The 18177-nt window shown below is 74.1% G+C and carries 19 protein-coding genes; 7 read left to right on the top strand and 12 right to left on the bottom strand.

What is annotated here, in order from left to right; translation table 11 throughout:
* Nucleotides 1-19: 19 nt before the first annotated feature.
* The 12 genes from C4T42_RS17500 to rho all read right to left on the bottom strand — a co-directional run bounded on the left by C4T42_RS17500 (nucleotide 20) and on the right by rho (nucleotide 10901).
* A complete protein-coding gene (locus C4T42_RS17500) occupies nucleotides 20-1180 on the bottom strand; it encodes a glutathionylspermidine synthase family protein (RefSeq protein WP_020094068.1) in 1161 nt (386 codons plus the stop codon).
* The gene (locus tag C4T42_RS17505; protein ID WP_020094067.1) at nucleotides 1180-1902 is read right to left on the bottom strand and encodes a DUF1190 domain-containing protein; all 723 of its coding nucleotides are present in this window, start codon (nucleotides 1900-1902) and stop codon (nucleotides 1180-1182) included. Before C4T42_RS17505 ends, C4T42_RS17500 begins: the two co-directional genes overlap by 1 nt.
* A 7-nt stretch (nucleotides 1903-1909) precedes the next feature.
* A complete protein-coding gene (locus tag C4T42_RS17510; RefSeq protein WP_020094066.1) occupies nucleotides 1910-2308 on the bottom strand; it encodes a DUF350 domain-containing protein in 399 nt (132 codons plus the stop codon).
* Between the two features lie 244 nt (nucleotides 2309-2552).
* Nucleotides 2553-3458 carry a TIGR01459 family HAD-type hydrolase gene (locus tag C4T42_RS17515; protein ID WP_020094065.1) on the bottom strand — a complete coding sequence of 302 codons (906 nt, stop codon included), beginning with the start codon at nucleotides 3456-3458 and terminating at the stop codon, nucleotides 2553-2555.
* A 127-nt stretch (nucleotides 3459-3585) separates the two neighbouring features.
* On the bottom strand, nucleotides 3586-4818 hold the full coding sequence (locus tag C4T42_RS17520; RefSeq protein WP_103985552.1) for a PHB depolymerase family esterase: 1233 nt from the start codon (nucleotides 4816-4818) through the stop codon (nucleotides 3586-3588).
* 223 nt (nucleotides 4819-5041) lie between these two features.
* The gene (dnaQ, locus tag C4T42_RS17525; RefSeq protein WP_020094063.1) at nucleotides 5042-5767 is read right to left on the bottom strand and encodes a DNA polymerase III subunit epsilon; all 726 of its coding nucleotides are present in this window, start codon (nucleotides 5765-5767) and stop codon (nucleotides 5042-5044) included.
* 120 nt (nucleotides 5768-5887) lie between these two features.
* Nucleotides 5888-6112 carry a hypothetical protein gene (locus C4T42_RS17530; protein ID WP_244435281.1) on the bottom strand — a complete coding sequence of 75 codons (225 nt, stop codon included), beginning with the start codon at nucleotides 6110-6112 and terminating at the stop codon, nucleotides 5888-5890.
* A gap of 57 nt (nucleotides 6113-6169) precedes the next feature.
* A complete protein-coding gene (gene coaE, locus C4T42_RS17535; protein ID WP_020094061.1) occupies nucleotides 6170-6808 on the bottom strand; it encodes a dephospho-CoA kinase in 639 nt (212 codons plus the stop codon).
* On the bottom strand, nucleotides 6805-7653 hold the full coding sequence (locus C4T42_RS17540) for a shikimate dehydrogenase (RefSeq protein WP_020094060.1): 849 nt from the start codon (nucleotides 7651-7653) through the stop codon (nucleotides 6805-6807). Before C4T42_RS17540 ends, coaE begins: the two co-directional genes overlap by 4 nt.
* Nucleotides 7650-8630 carry a cation diffusion facilitator family transporter gene (locus tag C4T42_RS17545; protein ID WP_020094059.1) on the bottom strand — a complete coding sequence of 327 codons (981 nt, stop codon included), beginning with the start codon at nucleotides 8628-8630 and terminating at the stop codon, nucleotides 7650-7652. The genes C4T42_RS17540 and C4T42_RS17545 overlap by 4 nt, the downstream gene beginning before the upstream one ends.
* Nucleotides 8631-8642: 12 nt before the next feature.
* On the bottom strand, nucleotides 8643-9254 hold the full coding sequence (locus C4T42_RS17550; protein ID WP_020094058.1) for a nucleoside triphosphate pyrophosphatase: 612 nt from the start codon (nucleotides 9252-9254) through the stop codon (nucleotides 8643-8645).
* 360 nt (nucleotides 9255-9614) lie between these two features.
* On the bottom strand, nucleotides 9615-10901 hold the full coding sequence (gene rho / locus C4T42_RS17555) for a transcription termination factor Rho (protein WP_085986776.1): 1287 nt from the start codon (nucleotides 10899-10901) through the stop codon (nucleotides 9615-9617).
* Between the two features lie 513 nt (nucleotides 10902-11414).
* Between rho and C4T42_RS17560 the strand changes: the two genes are divergently transcribed.
* The 7 genes from C4T42_RS17560 to C4T42_RS17590 all read left to right on the top strand — a co-directional run bounded on the left by C4T42_RS17560 (nucleotide 11415) and on the right by C4T42_RS17590 (nucleotide 18168).
* Nucleotides 11415-11918 (top strand): DUF3429 domain-containing protein, encoded by a 504-nt coding sequence (locus C4T42_RS17560; protein ID WP_020094056.1) that lies wholly within the window; start codon nucleotides 11415-11417, stop codon nucleotides 11916-11918.
* A gap of 361 nt (nucleotides 11919-12279) precedes the next feature.
* Nucleotides 12280-13827: a histidine--tRNA ligase gene (gene hisS / locus C4T42_RS17565; protein WP_020094055.1), complete on the top strand. Its 1548-nt coding sequence runs from the start codon at nucleotides 12280-12282 to the stop codon at nucleotides 13825-13827.
* An 80-nt stretch (nucleotides 13828-13907) separates the two neighbouring features.
* A complete protein-coding gene (locus C4T42_RS17570; RefSeq protein WP_020094054.1) occupies nucleotides 13908-14150 on the top strand; it encodes a hypothetical protein in 243 nt (80 codons plus the stop codon).
* A 174-nt stretch (nucleotides 14151-14324) separates the two neighbouring features.
* Nucleotides 14325-15467, top strand: a complete 1143-nt coding sequence (locus C4T42_RS17575) for an ATP phosphoribosyltransferase regulatory subunit (RefSeq protein ID WP_103985553.1) — start codon at nucleotides 14325-14327, stop codon at nucleotides 15465-15467.
* A complete protein-coding gene (hisG, locus tag C4T42_RS17580) occupies nucleotides 15464-16456 on the top strand; it encodes an ATP phosphoribosyltransferase (protein WP_020094052.1) in 993 nt (330 codons plus the stop codon). The genes C4T42_RS17575 and hisG overlap by 4 nt, the downstream gene beginning before the upstream one ends.
* A 23-nt stretch (nucleotides 16457-16479) precedes the next feature.
* Nucleotides 16480-17331 carry a LysR family transcriptional regulator gene (locus C4T42_RS17585; RefSeq protein WP_020094051.1) on the top strand — a complete coding sequence of 284 codons (852 nt, stop codon included), beginning with the start codon at nucleotides 16480-16482 and terminating at the stop codon, nucleotides 17329-17331.
* A gap of 96 nt (nucleotides 17332-17427) precedes the next feature.
* A complete protein-coding gene (locus C4T42_RS17590) occupies nucleotides 17428-18168 on the top strand; it encodes an amino acid racemase (protein WP_020094050.1) in 741 nt (246 codons plus the stop codon).
* The last annotated feature ends 9 nt before the right edge of the window (nucleotides 18169-18177 follow it).

Below are 18177 nucleotides of genomic sequence, written 5' to 3' on the forward strand. Positions count from 1 at the left end.
GCGGCGGCGCGGGACCCGGTCACGGATCGATGAGGTGCGGCACGAACCGGGCCCGGTCGGTCGTGATGAGGCCGTCCGACTCGCGCAGGCACAGGCCGGCGGGCCGGTCGCCGACCATCCAGCTGCCGACCAGCGCGCGGCGGCCCGCGAAATCGGGCAGCTCCGCCAGGGCCTGCCGCACGTAGCCCTCGCCGCCGTAGGGCCCCTCGTCGCGCGCCGCGACGGCGCCGTCGCGCACGATCAGCACGTTGGCGCCCTCGCGCCCGTAGAGGGGCTTCTTCACGAAGCTCCGGCCCAGCGCGGCCTTGGCGGGGTCCTCCTCGAAATAGGTCGGCAGCAGGTTGGGATGGCCCGGCGCCATTGCCCAGAGATGGGCCAGCAGCCCCTTGTTGGAGAGCACCGCCTTCCAGGGCGGCTCCAGGAACCGGGTCGCGGCCGCGCCGACCGCGCGGCCGAACGGGTCGGCGAACATCCACTCCCACGGGTAGAGCTTGAACAGGCAGCCGATCGGGGCGCCGGCCGCGTCCACGAAGCGCCCGTCCGCGTCGAGCCCGATCGCCTCGACCGGCAGGAAGGGAGCGGGGCGGCCGGCCTGGAGCGCGCAGTCCTGGAGATAGGCCAGCGTGCCGCGATCCTCCGGCGCGTCGGGGAAGCCCGCGAAGGCGACGCCCTCCGGGGGCGCCACGGCGGCGAGGCGCGCCACCAGCGCCTCGTGCAGGGTGTTGAACTGGTCGGCGCCGGCGGGGAGGCGCCCCCGCGCCAGCCCGTCCTCCAGCCAGAGCCACTGGAAGACCGCGCTCTCGTAGAGGGCGGTGGGCGTGTCGGCGTTGTACTCGAGGAGCTTGGCCGGCCCGTCGCCCCCGTAGCTGAAGTCGAAGCGCCCGTAGAGGCTGGGATCGCGCCGGTCCCAGCTCGCCCGGATCGCGTCCCAGGCGTGCTCGGGGATCCGCAGCGAGGCGAGGATCGCCGCGTCCCGGACCGCCCGGTCCACGAAGGCGAGGCAGAGGTCGTGCAGCGCGGCGCTCGGCGCCTCGATGGCGTCCTCGATCTCCGCGAGGCCGAAGGCGTAGTAGGCGCTCTCGTCCCAGTAGGGGGCGCCGTCGAATGTGTGGAAGGTGAAGCCGGCCCGCGCGGCGTGCTGGCGCCAGTCGGGCCGCTCCGGGACCGGCACGCGGCGCATCAGCCGCCCCCGAACCCGCCCCCGAACCCGCCGGCGCGGCCGCCCGAGCCTCCGGAGAACGCCGTCGCCCGCCCGGTGCCGCCGAAGCCGCCGCGGCTGATCGTGCGCGGGGTCGCGCTCGCGGTGCGGGCGACCGAGGCGGGGACGTGGACCCGCGAGGCGCCGCCCGCGTAGGCGACCCGCCCGCCCGCGCCGGTGCAGTAGCCGCCCCCATGCCCGGCCGTCGCGGTCCCGGCCTCGTCGCGCTCCTCCTCGGGCGCGTGCGGGTAGAGCGGCTGGACCGGCAGGTCCTGCGCGTCCGTGCGCCCCATCATGAAGGCGGCCATCACCGGCAGGTAGCGGCCGCGCGCGGCCTCCGTGACCTGCGCGCCCGGGGTGCAGCCGCCGGTCCCGTGGTGGCGCTGGCAATCGGCCTCGGTCTCGTAGCGCGGCGCCGTCGCCGCGTAGGTCTCCTGCGCGGTCTTGTAGGCGGCGATGCAGGCCTCGGCGCCGCGCAGCTGCTGGGCGATGCAGGCGCCGAGCGTCCCGTAGACGAGCGCCTCCTCCTCCCGCTGGGACGGGTCGAGGCCGCCGAGCGTCAGCGCGGCCGCGCCGGCACCGGCGACCAGGACCAGCGACACGGCGGCCGAGCGCTTGGAGCGGCGGGCAGCGGCGAAGCTGGCCCCGGGCCCGCAGGCGGCGTCGCCGGAGGCTGCGTCGGGACGTGGCGCGGTCTCCGTCACCGGCCCCTCAATAGGTCATCGAGGCGGCGTTCACGACGCCGCCCGCCAGCGAGGCCGCGCCGAGGAGGATCGCGGCGGCGGCGCGATCCTCCTCGATGCGCCGCGACAGGTCCGGCACCGCGAGGCGCACGAGCCAGTAGATCGCGATCTGGATCACCAGGGCGATCAGCCCCCAGATCAGGCAGTCGAGCAGCGACCGCGCGTTGTAGATCGCCACCGCCAGCGGCAGGGTGAAGCCGACCAGGCTCCCGCCCAGCGCGACGGCGGCCGCCGTCACGTCCCGGCGGATCAGCGCGAGCTCGTTGTGCGCGGTGGCGAGGGTGTAGATCAGCAGGTAGAGGCCGATCAGCCCGGTCGCGGTGCCGAGATAGAGCAGGAAATCGGGCAGTCCGGAGACGAGGGTCACGCAAGACCCGCCGTCTCGCCGGCCCCGATCGTCGCGCGCGCCGCCATCGGGCAGGTCTTCGGGTCGAATCGCCCGACGCGTGAGGCGAATGTCGGGGCTGATTGCTGCGCGCGGGACCGATTCACACGCGCGAATCCACGCAATTTCCCGCGCGGTGTCAAGCTTGTCGGGGATTTCAGGGGGTTAGACTGGCGGCAATACGCGCAGGACCCGCCTCGAAGGGCCCGCCTCGGAGGACCGGCCGCTACCAGACCAGCCGCTCGATCACCGCGTCCGGATGCACCGCCTGCCGGCCGAGCCAGTCCGCCACGTCGCCCAGGCGGTGATGCGCGGCCGTGACGCCGAGTTCCTCCGCGTGGATGCCGCGGGCCACCAGCAGGCTGGCGATGCCGAAGCCGCGGGCGCCGGCGATGTCGGTGCGGATCGCGTCGCCGATCGCCAGGACCCGCGCCGGGTCCACCGGGGCCCCGGCGAGCGCCGCCCCGGTGAGCGCCGCCCCCTTGGCGAGCGCCGCCTCGTAGACCGGGCGGTGGGGCTTGCCGGCGTAGACCACGGGGCCGCCGATCTCCGCGTAGGCCGCCGCGAGCAGGCCCGCGCAGGGGATCAGGCGGTTGCCGCTCTCCACGACGAGGTCCGGATTGGCGCAGATCATGGTCAGCCCGCGGGCGGCGAGGCGCTCCAGCTCCGGCCGGTAATCGTCCGGGGTCTCGCTGCGGTCGTCGAACAGGCCGGTGCAGACGACGAGGTCGGCCTCCGCCTCCGGGACGAGGCTGAGGTCGAGCCCCTGGAAGATGCCGAGGTCGCGCTCCGGCCCGAGATGCCGGATCCGGGCACCCGGGCGCGCGGCGATCAGGTCGTGGGTGAGGTCGCCCGAGGTCAGGATCGCGTCGTAGGCCTCCCGCGGCACGCCGAACCGGTCGAGGATGCGGCCGACGCCGTCGCCGGGCCGGGGCGCGTTCGAGACGAGGACGACCCGGCGCGGCCGCGCGCCCGGGAGGCCGCGGAAGCGGATCAGCGCCTCGCCGGCGGCCGTGTGGGCCGTCTGGCCGTCGTGCAGCACGCCCCAGACGTCGCAGAGGATCAGGTCGTACCGGTCGGCGACCTCGGCGAGGCCCTGGAGGGTCGGGATCGGCGCGGGGGTGGTGCTCATGGGAGGTCCTGGGGAGGTCCTGGATGCAAAAGGTCCGGGACCTTTTGTGGGAGCAGGGCAGCGCCCTGCGATACAGCAGGGCCGCGTCCTGACAACCCGCCAGAGCGCGCGGCCCTCCGGAAACCCCTTACGGGCGCCCCGCCGGTCCCAGCCGGTGCTCGGCGAAGAAATCGAGCATCGCCCGGGACGCGTCGGGCCCCTCGGGATCCGTATAGCTGCCGTCGGGGCGGCCCCCGGACCAGGCGTGGCCGGCGCCGCGCACCCGCCAATCCTCGACCACGACCCGGCCCGCCTCGTCCCGGTAGCGGGTGCGGGTGAAGGGGTGGCCGCGGCCCTCGAAGGTCTCCAACCGCGGCGTCAGCCCGGCGACCTTGGCCTGGGCCAGCACCTGGTCGGCGTTGCGCACGCTCACCGTGCCGTCGTCCTCGCCGTGGAAGATGATCGTCGGGACGCGGGTGGCGGGCGCCGGGGTGCCGAAGGCGGTCGGGGCGCCGAGGCCCGGGGCGCCGACCTGCATGGCCATCAGCGCCGAGCCGAGGTCCCGGGCGCAGCCGGCCGCGAGGCCCGAATGCACGCCGACGGCGGCGTAGAGATCCGGGTAGGCGCGGGCGATGTTGAGGGCGGCGGCGCCGCCGGCCGACAGGCCGGCGATGTAGACCCGGGCCGGGTCGATCGGGTGCTCCGCCATGATCGCGCGGGTGAGGCCCGCGATGATCGCCGGCTCGCCCGCGCCGCGGCCCTGGTCCCGGGGCTCGTACCAGTTCCAGCAGCGCTGGGCGTGGGCCTGGCGGCTCTGGGCCGGGTAGGCCACGAACACGCCGGCGCGCTCGGCGAGGGTGTTCATGCCGGTGCCGGCGGCGAAATCGTCCGGGTTCTGCGTGCAGCCGTGCAGCATCACGATCAGCGGCGCCGCCCGGTCCGGGTGGCTCGGGATGAACAGCTTGTACTCGCGGGTGCCGGCGGGCTCGGCATGGGTCAGGGACACGAAGCGGCCCCCGGTCCCGCCCGCCCGGTCGGCGGGCGGCGGGGCCGGCGACCGGAGCGGGTTGCCGAGCCCCTTCAGCACCGGCGCGAGCCCGCGCACGACCTGCCCCACCACCTCGCGCATCCGCGTCCCGGACTCCGCCGCGGGACTGCGCGTCTCGGCGGCCGGCGCGTCGCGGCGCGCGGGAGGCTGCGGCGCGGCCGACGGATCGGCGGGCGGAGCCTTCTGCCCCCCGAGGCTGCGCTGGATGAGGGCGGTCGCCTCCTCAAGCCGGCCGAGGCCGGTCAGGCGAGTGGCCTCGATCATGTCGGCGAAGGGTGACGGGCCGGTCTTGTCGTCGCGCTGTCCGTCGCGACTGCCGAAATCCTCGGTCATGCGTGCGCGCCTCACTGCCTCAGCATCTCCGTCACGGCCGGATCCGGCGCGCCCGTGCCTCCCCCGAGGGAACGCACCGGCACCGCGCGGGCCAGCCTCCGTCACCCCGCGAGAGGCTCCGTCGACGGCGTTTTGTGCATTGCAATAAACGCCCCTGTGCGATGCGGCAACAGCCGGCGGCGCGCGGCAGGCGTGCGGATCGGAGAGCGGGACGGACCGGCGATCAGGCCGGATCGTCCGCCCCGATATACTCGGCCCAGATCGCGGCAGGACCGAGGCTCGCGCGGAAGCTGTCGTGCCGGGCGCGCTCTGCATCCGTGAGGCGAGACCGGTAGGGGCGGGGCGCCGCCGGAGCCGCCGACGCCAGGGCCGCCGAGCCGGCCACCGGGGCGGCTGTCGTGGCCTCCAGGAGGCCGAGGCTGGTCTGCTTGCCGCCGAGCAGCTCGACGTAGACCTCGGCCAGGATCTGCGCGTCGAGGAGCGCCCCGTGCTTGGTGCGCCGGGTGTTGTCGATGCTGTAGCGGCTGCAGAGGGCGTCGAGGTTGTTGGCCGCGCCCGGGTGCTTGCGCCGGGCCATCGGCAGGGTGTCGACGACGTCCTCCAGCTGGATCGGCGGCGGGGCGTTCGCGCCGAGCCGGGCGTATTCCATGTTGAGGAAGCCGACGTCGAAGGGCGCGTTGTGGATCACGAGCCGCCCGTCGGCCAGGAAGGCCAGCAACTCGCCGACGATCTCGGCGAAGAGCGGCTTGTCGGCGAGGAACGCGTCGGACAGGCCGTGGACGTTGAAGGCGCCCTCGGAGACCGGCCGCTGCGGGTTGCAGTAGCGGTGGAAGGTCCGGCCGGTGGGGATGTGGTTGAGGAGCTCCACCGCGCCGATCTCGATCAGCCGGTCGCCTCCCTTCGCCTCCGTGCCGGTGGTCTCGGTGTCGAGGACGATCTCGCGCAGCATGGGTCTCGCGACTCGCGGGGGGGGTGGGGGCGGACCCTAGCGGGATAAGCCCGAGCGGTTAACCCGCCCTGCACGGCCGTCCCCGTCCATCACCGTCGACCAACCGTCGAGCGCCTCGCCCTACCGAGAGGTGTTGCGGTAGACGCAGACGGGTCCCCGGTCCTCGTAGCCGCCCGGGCAGGCGGTGACGCAGGCGCCGGCCGCGACCTTCTTCGGCGGCGGGCAGTTGGCGGCGTACTGGGCCTGCGCAGGCCCGGCCACCAGCAGCGCGAGAAGGGTTGCGGCCCGGATGCCGCCCGACCGAATGCGATCAATCCCGCCCCAGCGCCGCGCCATCACGTCCATCCTGCCGTCCGTATTCCCCCCGGAACACAACCGCAGATATTCAATCCTCCGGGCGTTTCATCCGTCGCCGCGGTGCGGCGGCGCACGGTGCGCCGTCAGTCGCTCGACGATCCGCGCGACCGCGGCCTCGGCGGCGGCGAAACCCCGGCCCGTGTCGATGACGAAATCTGCCCGGGCGCGCTTCTCGGCGTCGGGCATCTGCTTGGCCAGGATCGCCGCGAAGGCCGCCTCGGTCATGCCGGGACGCGCGAGCACCCGGTCACGCTGGATCTCGGGCGGGGCGCTCACCACCGCGACCGCGTCGCAGCGGCCCTCGCCGCCGGTCTCGTAGAGGAGCGGAACGTCGAGGACGACCAGCGGCGCCGCCGCGTGCCGCGCCAGGAAGTCCGTGCTGGCCGCCCGGACCAGGGGATGGACGATGGCCTCCAGCGCCGCCATCCGGTCGGGCGCGTCGAGCACCGCGGCGCGCAGCCGCGCCCGGTCGACGCCGCCGTCGTCGCCGAGCACGCCGGGAAAGGCCGCGCCGATCGCCGCGGCGGCCGCGCCGCCCGGCCCGTAGAGGGCGTGGACGGCGGCGTCGGCGTCGTGGACCGGGACGCCGCGCTCCGCGAACATCCGGGCCGTGGCCGACTTGCCCATGCCGATCGAGCCGGTGAGCCCGAGGATGACGGGTCCGGATCCGGCCTTCGGGGTCATCCGGCGAGGTCCGCCACGATCCGGTCGCGCAGCTCGGGGGTGACGGCGGGGCGCGGGCCGAACCACGCCGCGAAGCCCGGCACCGCCTGGTGCAGCAGCATGCCGAGCCCGTCCACGGCGGCGAGCCCCCGCCGCCGCGCCGCCGCCAGGAGCTCGGTCTCCAGGGGCGCGTAGACGATGTCGGCCACGGCCGCGTCCGCCGGCAGGGGCGACAGGTCGACGGCGAGGGGCGGCTGGCCCTTCATGCCCAGGGACGTGGTGTTGACGAGGAGGCCTGTTCCGGGAAGCGCCGCCGGCAGGTCGTCCCAGGCGAGCGCCGCGCCGACGCCCGGCGCGAGGGCCGCCACCGCCTCGGCCCGGGCCGCGGTGCGGTTGGCGACCCAGACGCGCCGCAGGCCGCGCTCGGCGAGCCCGACCACGATCGCCCGCGCCGCGCCGCCGGCGCCGAGCACCAGGGCGGTGCCGCCCGCCCGGTCCGGCCAGGCCGCGCCCAGGCTGTGGTCGAGATGGGCGCAGAAGCCCGGCGCGTCGGTGTTGTCGCCGCGGATCCGCCCGTCCGGCCCGACCACCAGGGTGTTGACCGCGCCGATGGTCTTCGCCCGCGGCGTGAGCGTGTCCACCAGAGCGAAGGCCGCCTCCTTGTGGGGGATGGTGACGTTGCCGCCCCGGTAGCCGGACGCGGGCAGGGCGCGGATGAAGTCCGGAAAGGCCTCCGGGGCCACGTCGAGCCGCTCGTAGGAGCCCGGGATCCCGTGCACGGCGAGCCAGTGGCCGTGGATCAGCGGCGAGCGCGAGTGGGCGATCGGGTGGCCGACCACGAAGGCGCGGGGCTGGGCGCCGCTCACGCCGCGCAATCCTGCGCGAGGCGGCAGGCCGGGCCGCCGGCCTCCTCGACCTGGAGGGTGGCGTGGCCGATGCCGAACCGGTCGCGCAGGCCCTCGGCGGTCTCGGCGAGGAAGCCGTTGCCGGGCTGGCGGTGGGCCTGATGCCCCTCCTGCATCACGAGATGGACCGTCAGGGCGACGCTGGTGGTGCTCATGGGCCAGATATGCAGGTCGTGGAGGCCGGCGACGCCCGGCCGCTCGAGGAGGAAGCCGGTCACCGCGTCCGGGGAGATCTCCGGCGGCACGGCGTCGAGGGACATGGCCACGCTGTCGCGCAGCAGGCCCCAGGTCGCCCAGACCACCAGGGCGGCGATGACGAGGCTGACCGCCGGGTCGAGCCAGGCGAGGCCGGTGAGCTGGATCACGAGGCCCGCCACCACGACCCCGGCCGAGACGGCGGCGTCGGCCACCATGTGGAGGAACGCGCCGCGGACGTTGATGTCGCCCTTGGCGCCGCTGGCGAAGAGCCACGCGGTTAGGCCGTTGACCAGGATTCCCACCGCCGCCACCACCATCACGGTCGTGCCCGCGACGGGCTCCGGGTGGACCAGCCGGACCAGCGCCTCCCAGATCACCGCCCCCATGGCGATGAGCAGGAACACGGCGTTGAACAGGGCGGCCAGGATCGAGGAGCCGCGGTAACCGTAGGTGAAGCGCGCGCTGGCGCGGCGGCGCACCAGGATCGCGGCGATCCAGGCCGCCGCGAGGCCCAGCACGTCCGAGAGGTTGTGGCCGGCATCGGCCACCAGCGACATGGAGTTGCTGAGGTAGCCGTAGGCCGCCTCGATCACCACGAAGGCGGTGTTGAGCACGATGCCGATGGCGAAGGCCGTGCCGAAATCCTTCGGCGCGTGCGCGTGGCCGCCGAGGCCGCCATGGGCATGACCGCCGTGGGAATGCCCCCCGTGGCCGCCGTGCGAATGGTCGTGTCCCGCCAAGGCGGTACTCCCTCAGAAAGCCAGAAGCCCGGCGGCCCGCAGCCGCGCGAGGAGCGGCAGAAGCGGCAGGCCCAGCACGGTGCTGTGATCGCCCGCGACCGATTCGAACAGGTGGATCCCCGGCCCCTCGAGCTGATAGCCGCCGACGCTCGCCCGCACGCGCTCCGCGCCGGCGCAGTCCACATAGGCCGCGATCGCCCTTTCATCGAGGGGGCGCAGGGTCAGCCGCGCGGTCTCCACGAAGGCGTCCTCGACCGCCCCGGCCAGGACCACGGCGGAATGAAGGGCGTGGGTGCGCCCGGACAGACGGGCGAGCTGGGCCCGGGCCGACGCGCCGTCGGCCGGCTTGTGGAACACGGTGCCGTCGAGGTCGAGCACCTGGTCGGCGCCGAGGACGATCCGCCCGGGATAGCGCGCCGCCACCGACTCGGCCTTGGCGCGGGCGAGGTGCAGGGCGAGGTCGGGCGGGGACAGGCCGGCGCTCGCCGCCTCGAGGGCGCGCTCGTCGACGTCCGGGGCGGCGGTCTCGACCGGCAGGGCGGCGCTCTCCAGGAGGAGGCGCCTCGTCGGGCTGGTCGAGGCGAGGAGGAGCGGATCCGGACCGGTCCAGGGCGAGCGGGGCATCGGGCCAGTGTCACGGATCCGGGGATCGGTGCAAGCCGGGCTGCGACGAGCCCCGCCGCCGGGATGGACCGGCCGGCGGGGCTGTCGCGGGGCCGATACGCTACCTGGCGCCCGGATGGAACCTTGGCAGAGGCCGGTTAGGAGACGGTCAACGGCCCGATCGGGCCGGAATCGCGTTTCGTGCCGCCGCGGGACAGGCGTTCCGCACGGCGGGCGCGACCCACGTCCCATCCGCTCCCCGATCCTGAGGGACCGGAGCGCAGGGACGTGACCCAGGCCAGCGCGCGGCTTGCCGCCGTGGCGCTGCCTGGATCGCTCCGCTCGCGGGGACGGCGGCGATGCCCGCGGCCGGGGACGGCCTCAGGTGTTCATCGAGTCGAAGAAGTCGCCGTTGCTCTTGGTCTGGCGCAGCTTGTCGAGCAGGAACTCGATCGCGTCGGTGACGCCCATCGGGTTGAGGATGCGGCGCAGCACGTAGGTCTTCTTGAGCGAATCCGGCGGGACCAGCAGCTCCTCCTTGCGGGTGCCCGAGCGGGTGATGTCGATCGCCGGGAAGATGCGCTTGTCGGAGACCTTGCGGTCCAGGATGATCTCGGAGTTGCCGGTGCCCTTGAACTCCTCGAAGATCACCTCGTCCATGCGCGAGCCGGTGTCGATCAGCGCCGTGGCGATGATCGAGAGCGAGCCGCCCTCCTCGATGTTGCGGGCGGCGCCGAAGAAGCGCTTGGGCCGCTGCAGGGCGTTGGCGTCGACGCCGCCGGTCAGCACCTTGCCGGAGGACGGCACCACGGTGTTGTAGGCGCGGCCGAGGCGCGTGATGGAATCCAGCAGGATCACCACATCGCGCCCGTGCTCCACGAGGCGCTTGGCCTTCTCGATCACCATCTCGGCGACCTGCACGTGGCGGGTGGCCGGCTCGTCGAAGGTCGAGGCGATGACCTCGCCCTTCACCGAGCGCTGCATGTCGGTGACCTCCTCGGGCCGCTCGTCGATGAGCAGCACGATCAGGTAGCACTCGGGGTGGTTGAGGGTGATCGACTGCGCGATGTTCTGCATCAGCACGGTCTTACCCGTGCGCGGCGGCGCCACGATCAGGGCGCGCTGGCCCTTGCCGATCGGCGCCACGATGTCGATGATCCGCGGCGAGAAATCCTTCTTGGTCGGGTTGTCCAGCTCGAGCTTGAACCGCTTCGTCGGGAAGAGCGGCGTCAGGTTGTCGAAGTGGACCTTGTGCTTGATCTTCTCGGGGTTCTCGAAGTTGATCGTGTTGACCTTGAGGAGCGCGAAGTAGCGCTCGCCGTCCTTCGGGCCGCGGATCGGGCCCTCGACGGTGTCGCCGGTCCGCAGGCCGAAGCGGCGGATCTGAGTCGGCGAGATGTAGATGTCGTCCGGGCCGGGCAGGTAGTTCGAGTCGGAGGAGCGCAGGAAGCCGAAGCCGTCCTGCAGCACCTCGACGGTGCCCGAGCCGATGATCTCGACCTCCTTGGCAGCGAGCTGCTTCAGGATCGCGAACATCAGCTCCTGCTTGCGCATGGTCGAGGCGTTCTCGACCTCGACCTCCTCGGCGAAGGCCGTCAGGTCGGTCGGCGTCTTCGACTTGAGGTCCTGGAGCTTGACCTCGCGGACGCCCTCGAGGGCGGCCGGCATGGTGGGGCGATCGGCGGGCACATCGGCGGGCTCCGCGGTCTCGATGTCGTCGGCGAGGGCGTCGGGATTTGGCGTCATGGGGGTATCTTGCAACCGACGGAGTAGGTGGGAGGGCCGGTTCAGTGCCAGGTGCCCGGGGGATGGGCGCCGGAGAGCGGGCCGCGCTGCGGCGAGGGGCCCGGGGTCAGGTTGGCGAAACCGATGAGGCAGGACCCTCGCGGCTCACGGGCGCGCTGCGGCGCAGACCTTGTGATGAGGGCCCCACACAGATAACGCCTTTTTCGCCGGCACTCAAGGGCCTGGGGCGGTCGACCGAGACGCCGGCGGCGCGGTGACGGGCGGGACGACCGGCAGGGTCACCGGCGAGGCCTCGCTTGGGCGCCGTGCCGCGGTTACACAGGCCTCGTCGAGCCGAGCCGGGGCCGGGTTTCGGAACCGGGCCCGCGCGCGGCCGTTCCCCGTCCCGGTGCTGCAGCGCAGCAGACCGTCGAATCGAGAGTTCCCCTGACTGCCATGCGCGACGACGCCACCGGACGCACCCTGACCACGCACGAGCCGCGCCGGATCCCCTGGCTCGACATCGTTTTCGGCTTCGGCCCGATGGTGCCGATCGCCGTCGGCACCGCCGTGGCGTGGTGGCTGAACGGCAAGCCCCTCGACTACCTCGTGGCGCTGTTCACCCTGCTCTACGCCGCCTCGATCCTGCTGTTCCTGGCCGGCGTGCGCCGCGGCGTCAGCTTCCGGACCGAGGGCGGCCCGCAAGTGTCGCAGATCGTGACCATGCTGGTCCTCTACGGCCTCGGCCTGGGTAGCCTGTTCGCGGCGGTGATGGGCAAGGCGGTGCCGGCGCTGGCGATGCTGATCCTCGGCTACGCGGCCATCGGGATCCTCGACCCGATCGCGGCGCGCGCCGGCGAGGTGCCGCTGGCGCATGCCCGCCTGCGGCCGCTGCAGATGCCGATCGCCGTGGTGAGCCTCGCGGCCCTGCTCTGGCTCAAGCTGACGGCACCGTACTGAGTTTTTTGCCGGGCGAACCGCGCCCTGTTCCGGCGCACGGAGGCGCGCAGCACCCGTCCGACGCGGTTCCCGCTTCGACGCTTCGGCTGATGCGCCTCACCCGTCATCACGGGCGGAGCGAAGTGACCCAGGGGTGCGCGACTTCGACAGGCGTGGCGCGGCCCCGGATTGCTTCGCTCCGCTCGCAAGGACGACGGCGCCGTCTCGCGCGGGATGGCCGGGTGCCGGGAGAGCCCGCAAACCGAATTCCCCTTTCGCCCGGCATGCTCTAGAGCCCGGCCGCAGGATCTCCGCCCGCCGGAGACGATCGAAGATTCGATGCGGGACCCGGATTCCGGGACCGCGAGAAGCGAATGCACCCATGTCCAAGCCCGACACCCCGAAGGCCGAGAAGGCCGAGACCCTGAAGCCCCGCCTGCCGCGCGGCTTCGTCGACCGGCGCGCCGGCGAGATCGCCGCGCAGGGCCGGATGCTGGAGACGATCCGCAGGAGCTTCGAGCTCTACGGGTTCGAGGCCCTGGAGACGCCCTTCGTCGAGTACACCGAGGCTCTGGGCAAGTTCCTGCCCGACCTCGACCGCCCGAACGCAGGCGTGTTCTCGTTCCAGGACGACGACGAGGCGTGGCTGTCGCTCCGCTACGACCTGACGGCGCCGCTGGCCCGGTTCGTGGCCGAGAACTACGACGCCCTGCCCAAGCCCTATCGCAGCTACCGGGCCGGCTACGTCTTCCGCAACGAGAAGCCGGGGCCCGGCCGCTTCCGCCAGTTCATGCAGTTCGACGCCGACATCGTCGGCGCCGGCAGCGTGGCGGCCGATGCCGAGACCTGCATGCTGATGGCCGACACGCTGAACCGCCTCGGGCTGGGCGGGCAGTACGTCGTGAAGGTCAACAACCGGAAGGTGCTCGACGGCGTCATGGAGGCGATCGGGCTCGCCGGTCCCGACAAGGCCGGCCAGCGCCTCACCGTGCTGCGGGCGATCGACAAGCTCGACCGGCTCGGCGTTGACGGCGTGCGCGACCTGCTCGGCGCCGGCCGCAAGGACGAGAGCGGCGACTTCACCAAGGGCGCGGGCCTCGACGCGGCGGCGGTCGGCCGGATCCTCGCCTACGTGTCGTTCCAGGCCGATGCCGCGGACGGCGCCGACAAGGTGGCGTTCTGGGAAAAGTTCTTCGGCGGCTGGCACGAGGCGGTCGGCGATTCCGAGACCGGGCGCGAGGGCATCGCCGAGCTGCATGCGATCATGCGCCTCTGCGCCGCCGCCGGCTACGGCCACGACGTGATCCGGGCCGATCCCAGCGTGGTGCGCGGCCTCGAGTACTACACCGGCCCGGTCTACGAGGCCGAGCTGACCTTCCCGGTCACCAACGAGGACGGCCAGACCGTGCGCTTCGGCTCCGTGGCGGGCGGCGGGCGCTACGACGGCCTCGTCGGGCGGTTCCGGGCCGAGCCGGTCCCGGCCACCGGCTTCTCGATCGGCGTCTCGCGGCTGTTCTCGGCCCTGCAGCTCGTGGGCAGCCCCCTGATCGCCGGCGCCGAGGCGCCCGGGCCGGTGGTGGTGCTGGTCCTCGACCGGGAGAACATGGCCGATTACCAGCGGCTCGTCGCACTCCTGCGCGCCGACGGCATCCGGGCCGAGCTCTACCTCGGCGCCGCCGGCATGAAGGCGCAGATGAAGTACGCCGACCGCCGCCGCGCCCCCGTGGCGGTGATCCAGGGCTCGAACGAGCGCCTGGCCGGCGAGGTCCAGATCAAGGACCTGATCGAGGGCGCCCGCGCGGCCGAGTCCATCGCCAGCAACGCCGAGTGGAAGGCCGCGCGGCCGGCGCAGTTCTCGTGTCCCGAGGCCGACCTGGTGGCGCAGGTCCGCGCCGTGCTGGCCCGGCATTTTCCGTCAACGGAGATCTGAGACACGCGCGCATCGAACCGCGCATCGAACGCAGGGGCTCCGGCGGCGTTGTCGTCGGTCGGTGCCGCGGAGATGTCGGGATGCGCGCGAAGATCCTCGTCCTGTCCCTCGGCCTGATCTGCGCCGGCGCGGGACCCGTCTGGGCCGCGCGGCCGATCCTCGACCGGCTGCCCAGCGCCGTCGCGCAGGCCACGCCCGGGACCGGCAGCGCGCCGATCCTGAGCGCCGGGATCGCGGGGGCGCCGGCCCTGACGGTGCTGGCCCGCCGCAAGCCGGCCCGGCGCCCGCGCGGCGCGCGCCTCGGCAGCTTCCGGCCGCTCTGAGCCGGTCACGCCCCTGATCCCGTAACGGAGACGGGTCCCGGCGCGGGATCCACCCGGGACTGCGCAGTCCTGCGCGGCGCGCCGGCCCCACGCTTCCCGGGTGCGTGTCGCCAAGTCCGGTCGCGGTTGCTACAGAGCGCCCGCGAGGTGGATTGCCCCGCGAGGTGGATCGCGATGACACGACCGGAGGCGGGCGAGACGGGGGCGGGGGACGCGGCGCGCGCGCGGCTCTCCGCGCATCTGGCGGCGGCGGGCTACCGGCCCGTGACGCCGCCGGTGCTGCAGCCGCTGGAGCCGTTCCTCGAACTGTCGGGCGAGGATATCCGCCGGCGGATCTTCGTCACCCAGGATGCGGGCGGGGCCGAGCTGTGCCTGCGGCCCGAATTCACCATTCCCGTCTGCCGCCTGCACCGGGCGGAGGCTGACGGGCAGGCGGCCGATTACAGCTATTGCGGCCCGGTCTTCCGGCTCGCCGCCGACGAGCCGGACGAGTTCTTCCAGGCCGGGATCGAGTCGATCGGGCGCACCGACACGCCGGCGGCCGACGCCGAGGTGCTGGGCCTCGCGCTGGAGGGCCTCGCCCTGTTCGGCCGGACCGACCCGGCAGTGCGGCTCGGCGATATGGGCCTGACCGTGGCGCTCCTCGACGGGCTCGCGGTCCCGCCCGCCGCCAAGCGCCGGACGCTCCGGGCGCTGGCCGCCGGGCGCTCGCTGGACGCCGTCACCAACGGCGCCGAGGGCACCCGTCCCGAGGATCCCCACGCGGGCCTGCTCGCGGCGATCCAGGGCCAGGACCCGCGGGGCGTGCGCGCCTTCGTGGAGGACGTGCTGGCGATCGCCGGGATCTCGGCGGTGGGCGGGCGCAGCGCCGGCGAGATCGCCGAGCGCTTCCTCGCCAAGGCCTCCGCGCAGGCCCATGGCGGCGCCGGGCTCAACACCGAGAACCGCGCGCTCCTCGACCGCTACCGGGCGATCGCCGGCCATCCGGACGCCGCCGCCCGCGACCTGCGGGCGCTCGTCGCCGACGCGGGCCTGCGGCACGACGCCCTCGCGGCCGCCCTCGACCTGTTCGAGGAGCGCACCGGCTTCATCGCGGCCCGCGGCCTGCCGATCGAGCGCTTCCGCTTCCAGGGCGGCTTCGCCCGCAACCTCGACTACTACACCGGCTTCATCTTCGAGGTGACCGAGCGGGACGGCCCGACCCTGGTCGGCGGCGGCCGCTACGACGGCCTGCTCGGCCATCTCGGCAGCCCGGCGCCGTTGCCGGCGGTGGGATGCACCTTCTGGATCGAGCGCGTGGCGGGAGCCGGCCGATGAGTGCCTCGGACGCGGCCGCCATGCCGCTGATCCTCGCCGTCCCGTCCAAGGGCCGCCTGCAGGAGAATGCCAGCGCGTTCTTCGGCCGGGCCGGGCTGAAGCTCGCGCAGGGCGCGGGCGCCCGCGACTACCGGGGCAAGCTCATCGGCGTGCCCGACGTCGAGGTGCGCTACCTCTCGGCCTCCGAAATCGCCGCGCAGCTCGCCTCGGGCGCCGCCCATCTCGGCGTCACCGGCGAGGATCTGATCCGCGAGACCCTGCCGGACGTGCGCGACCAGGTCGAGCTGCTGACGCCGCTCGGCTTCGGCAACGCCACCGTGGTGGTGGCCGTGCCCCAGGCCTGGATCGACGTGCGCGACATGTCCGACCTCGACGAGGTCGCGGCCGGCATGCGGACCCGCCACGGCCGGCGCCTGCGGGTCGCCACCAAGTACGTGAACCTGACCCGCCGGTTCTTCGCCGAGAAGGGCGTCGCCGATTACCGGATCGTCGAGAGCCTGGGCGCCACCGAGGGGGCGCCGGCGGCGGGCTCGGCCGAGATCGTGGTCGACATCACCACCACGGGGGCGACGCTCTCGGCCAACGCCCTGAAGGTGCTGGACGACGGCATCATCCTGCGCTCGGAGGCGAACCTCGTCGCCTCGCTGAAGGCCCCCTGGGGCGAGGGCCAGCGGGCCGCGCTCCGCACGGTGCTCGGCCGCATCGCCGCCGAGGAGCGCGCCCGGACCACCCGCGAGGTGCGCGCCGCCCTGCCGGAGAGCGGTACGATCGACCTCGCCACGATCGCGGGCCTGCACGAGGCCGAATTGCCCTACGGCGCGCCGCGGGGGCCGGAGAGCGAGATCGTCCTGCGCTGCCGGGAGGCCGCGGTGTTCGAGCTCGCCGGCGCCCTGGTCGAGGCCGGCGCGCGGGCCGTCACGGTGCGGCGGGTCGACTACGCCTTCGCGGCCGAGAACCCGCTGGCGGAGCGGCTCCTGGCGCGGCTCTGAGACCGCCGCGCGATGGAGCCGAGATGGAGCTGAAATGGCTCGAGGACTTCCTGAGCCTCGCGCGCACCGGCAGCTTCTCGCGCTCGGCGATCGAGCGCCACGTCACCCAGCCGGCCTTCGGCCGCCGCATCCGGGCGCTCGAGGGCTGGCTCGGCGTCGCGCTGGTCGACCGCAGCACCTACCCGACGGCCCTGACGCCGGAGGGCCGGCTGTTCCTGGAGACCGCCGAGGAGACCGTGCGGCGGCTCCACGGCAGCCGCGACGCGCTCCGCGCCCGGATCCGGCCGCCGCCGCGGACCGTTTCGGTGGCGGCGCTCCACACCCTGGCGCTGACCGTCTTCCCGGGCTGGTTCCGCGACGTCGAGGCCCGCACCGGGCCGCTCGGCAGCCGGCTCCTGCCGGACGATTTCCACGCCTGCGTGCAGGCGCTGGCCGAGGGCGGCTACGACCTGCTGCTGACCTACCACCATCCCCTGGTGCCGATCCCCCTCGACCCGGCCGCCTTCCCGCACTTGTCCATCGGCCGGGACAGCCTCGTGCCGGTGCACCGGCCGGGGCCGGCCGCGGGCCGGCCCGGGCTCGGCTATCCCCGGGACTCGTTCCTGGGCCGGGTCGCGGCGCTCGCCGGTGACGGGGCGGCGGCCGCCCACGTCAACGAGAACGCCATGGCGGAGGCCCTGAAGTTCATGGTCCTCGCGGGCCACGGCCGCGCGTGGCTGCCCGAGAGCCTCGTCGCCCGCGAGCTCGCCGACGGCAGCCTCGTGGCGGCCGGGCCGGGCACGCCGCTGGAGATCCGGCTCTACCGCAGGGCCGGGCGCGGCGGCGCGGTCGCGGCGGTCTGGGCCGCGGCCGCCGCCCTGGCGGCCGAACTCTAGGAACCGATGCCAGATCGGCATGGCCGGTGCCGACACGGCATTGGATTCCCGCCCCGCCGCGGCCCATCACGGCGGCCGCGACGGTCGGAGGCGGCGATGCTCGGTGTACTCGGCGGGATGGGCCCGATGGCCACGGTTGATTTCCTGGCCAAGCTCGTGCGGGCGACGCCCGCGGGGCGCGATCAGGACCACATCCCGACCCTGGTCTGCTCGGCCGTCGACATCCCCGACCGCGCCGACGCGATCCTGGGCACCGGCCCGGACCCGCTGCCGGCGCTCCGCGCCGCCCTGGCGCGCCTCGAGGCCGGCGGCGCCACCCGGATCGCGATCCCCTGCAACACCGCCCATCACTGGCACGCGGCGCTGCAGGCCGCGACCGCCCTGCCGATCCTCCACATCGTCGACGCGGTGGCCAAGACCCTGGCCGAGACCCTGGCCGAGACCCTGGCGCGGACCGGGAGCGGCGGCCGGATCGGCCTGCTCGCCACCGACGGCACCCTGCGGTCCGGGCTCTACCCGGAGCGGCTGGCGCGGCACGGGCTCGCGTGCCGCGCGCCCGATGAGGCGGGTCAGGCCGCGGTGTCGGCGGCGATCCGGCTGGTGAAGGCGGACCGGGTGGCCGAGGCGACGCCGCTCCTGGAGGCGCAGGTCCGGGCGCTGGCCGAGGCCGGCTGCGACCGGGTGGTGATGGCCTGCACGGAGATCCCGCTCGCGCTCGCCGGGAGCGACCCGTCGGGCCTGCTGGTCGACGCCACCGAGGCGCTGGCGCGCGCCTGCGTGGCGGCGTGCCGGCCGGATTGCCGCGTCGACGCCGCGGCCCTGCCGCGCGCGGCCTGAGCGCGGGAC

This window comes from Methylobacterium sp. 190mf, assembly GCF_900107945.1.
Classification (GTDB): Bacteria; Pseudomonadota; Alphaproteobacteria; order Rhizobiales; family Beijerinckiaceae; genus Methylobacterium.

What these genes read in the sequence shown, in the direction of transcription:
- hisS (WP_020094055.1), top strand. Translation starts at nt 12,280, where the DNA reads ATGTCCAAGCCCGACACCCCGAAGGCCGAGAAGGCCGAGACCCTGAAG.
- rho (WP_085986776.1), bottom strand. Translation starts at nt 10,901, where the DNA reads ATGCCGGCCGCCCTCGAGGGCGTCCGCGAGGTCAAGCTCCAGGACCTC.
- C4T42_RS17575 (WP_103985553.1), top strand. Translation starts at nt 14,325, where the DNA reads ATGACACGACCGGAGGCGGGCGAGACGGGGGCGGGGGACGCGGCGCGC.
- C4T42_RS17530 (WP_244435281.1), bottom strand. Translation starts at nt 6,112, where the DNA reads ATGGACGTGATGGCGCGGCGCTGGGGCGGGATTGATCGCATTCGGTCG.
- C4T42_RS17550 (WP_020094058.1), bottom strand. Translation starts at nt 9,254, where the DNA reads ATGCCCCGCTCGCCCTGGACCGGTCCGGATCCGCTCCTCCTCGCCTCG.
- C4T42_RS17585 (WP_020094051.1), top strand. Translation starts at nt 16,480, where the DNA reads ATGGAGCTGAAATGGCTCGAGGACTTCCTGAGCCTCGCGCGCACCGGC.
- C4T42_RS17590 (WP_020094050.1), top strand. Translation starts at nt 17,428, where the DNA reads ATGCTCGGTGTACTCGGCGGGATGGGCCCGATGGCCACGGTTGATTTC.
- coaE (WP_020094061.1), bottom strand. Translation starts at nt 6,808, where the DNA reads ATGACCCCGAAGGCCGGATCCGGACCCGTCATCCTCGGGCTCACCGGC.
- C4T42_RS17570 (WP_020094054.1), top strand. Translation starts at nt 13,908, where the DNA reads ATGCGCGCGAAGATCCTCGTCCTGTCCCTCGGCCTGATCTGCGCCGGC.
- hisG (WP_020094052.1), top strand. Translation starts at nt 15,464, where the DNA reads ATGAGTGCCTCGGACGCGGCCGCCATGCCGCTGATCCTCGCCGTCCCG.
- dnaQ (WP_020094063.1), bottom strand. Translation starts at nt 5,767, where the DNA reads ATGCTGCGCGAGATCGTCCTCGACACCGAGACCACCGGCACGGAGGCG.
- C4T42_RS17560 (WP_020094056.1), top strand. Translation starts at nt 11,415, where the DNA reads ATGCGCGACGACGCCACCGGACGCACCCTGACCACGCACGAGCCGCGC.
- C4T42_RS17515 (WP_020094065.1), bottom strand. Translation starts at nt 3,458, where the DNA reads ATGAGCACCACCCCCGCGCCGATCCCGACCCTCCAGGGCCTCGCCGAG.
- C4T42_RS17500 (WP_020094068.1), bottom strand. Translation starts at nt 1,180, where the DNA reads ATGCGCCGCGTGCCGGTCCCGGAGCGGCCCGACTGGCGCCAGCACGCC.
- C4T42_RS17520 (WP_103985552.1), bottom strand. Translation starts at nt 4,818, where the DNA reads ATGACCGAGGATTTCGGCAGTCGCGACGGACAGCGCGACGACAAGACC.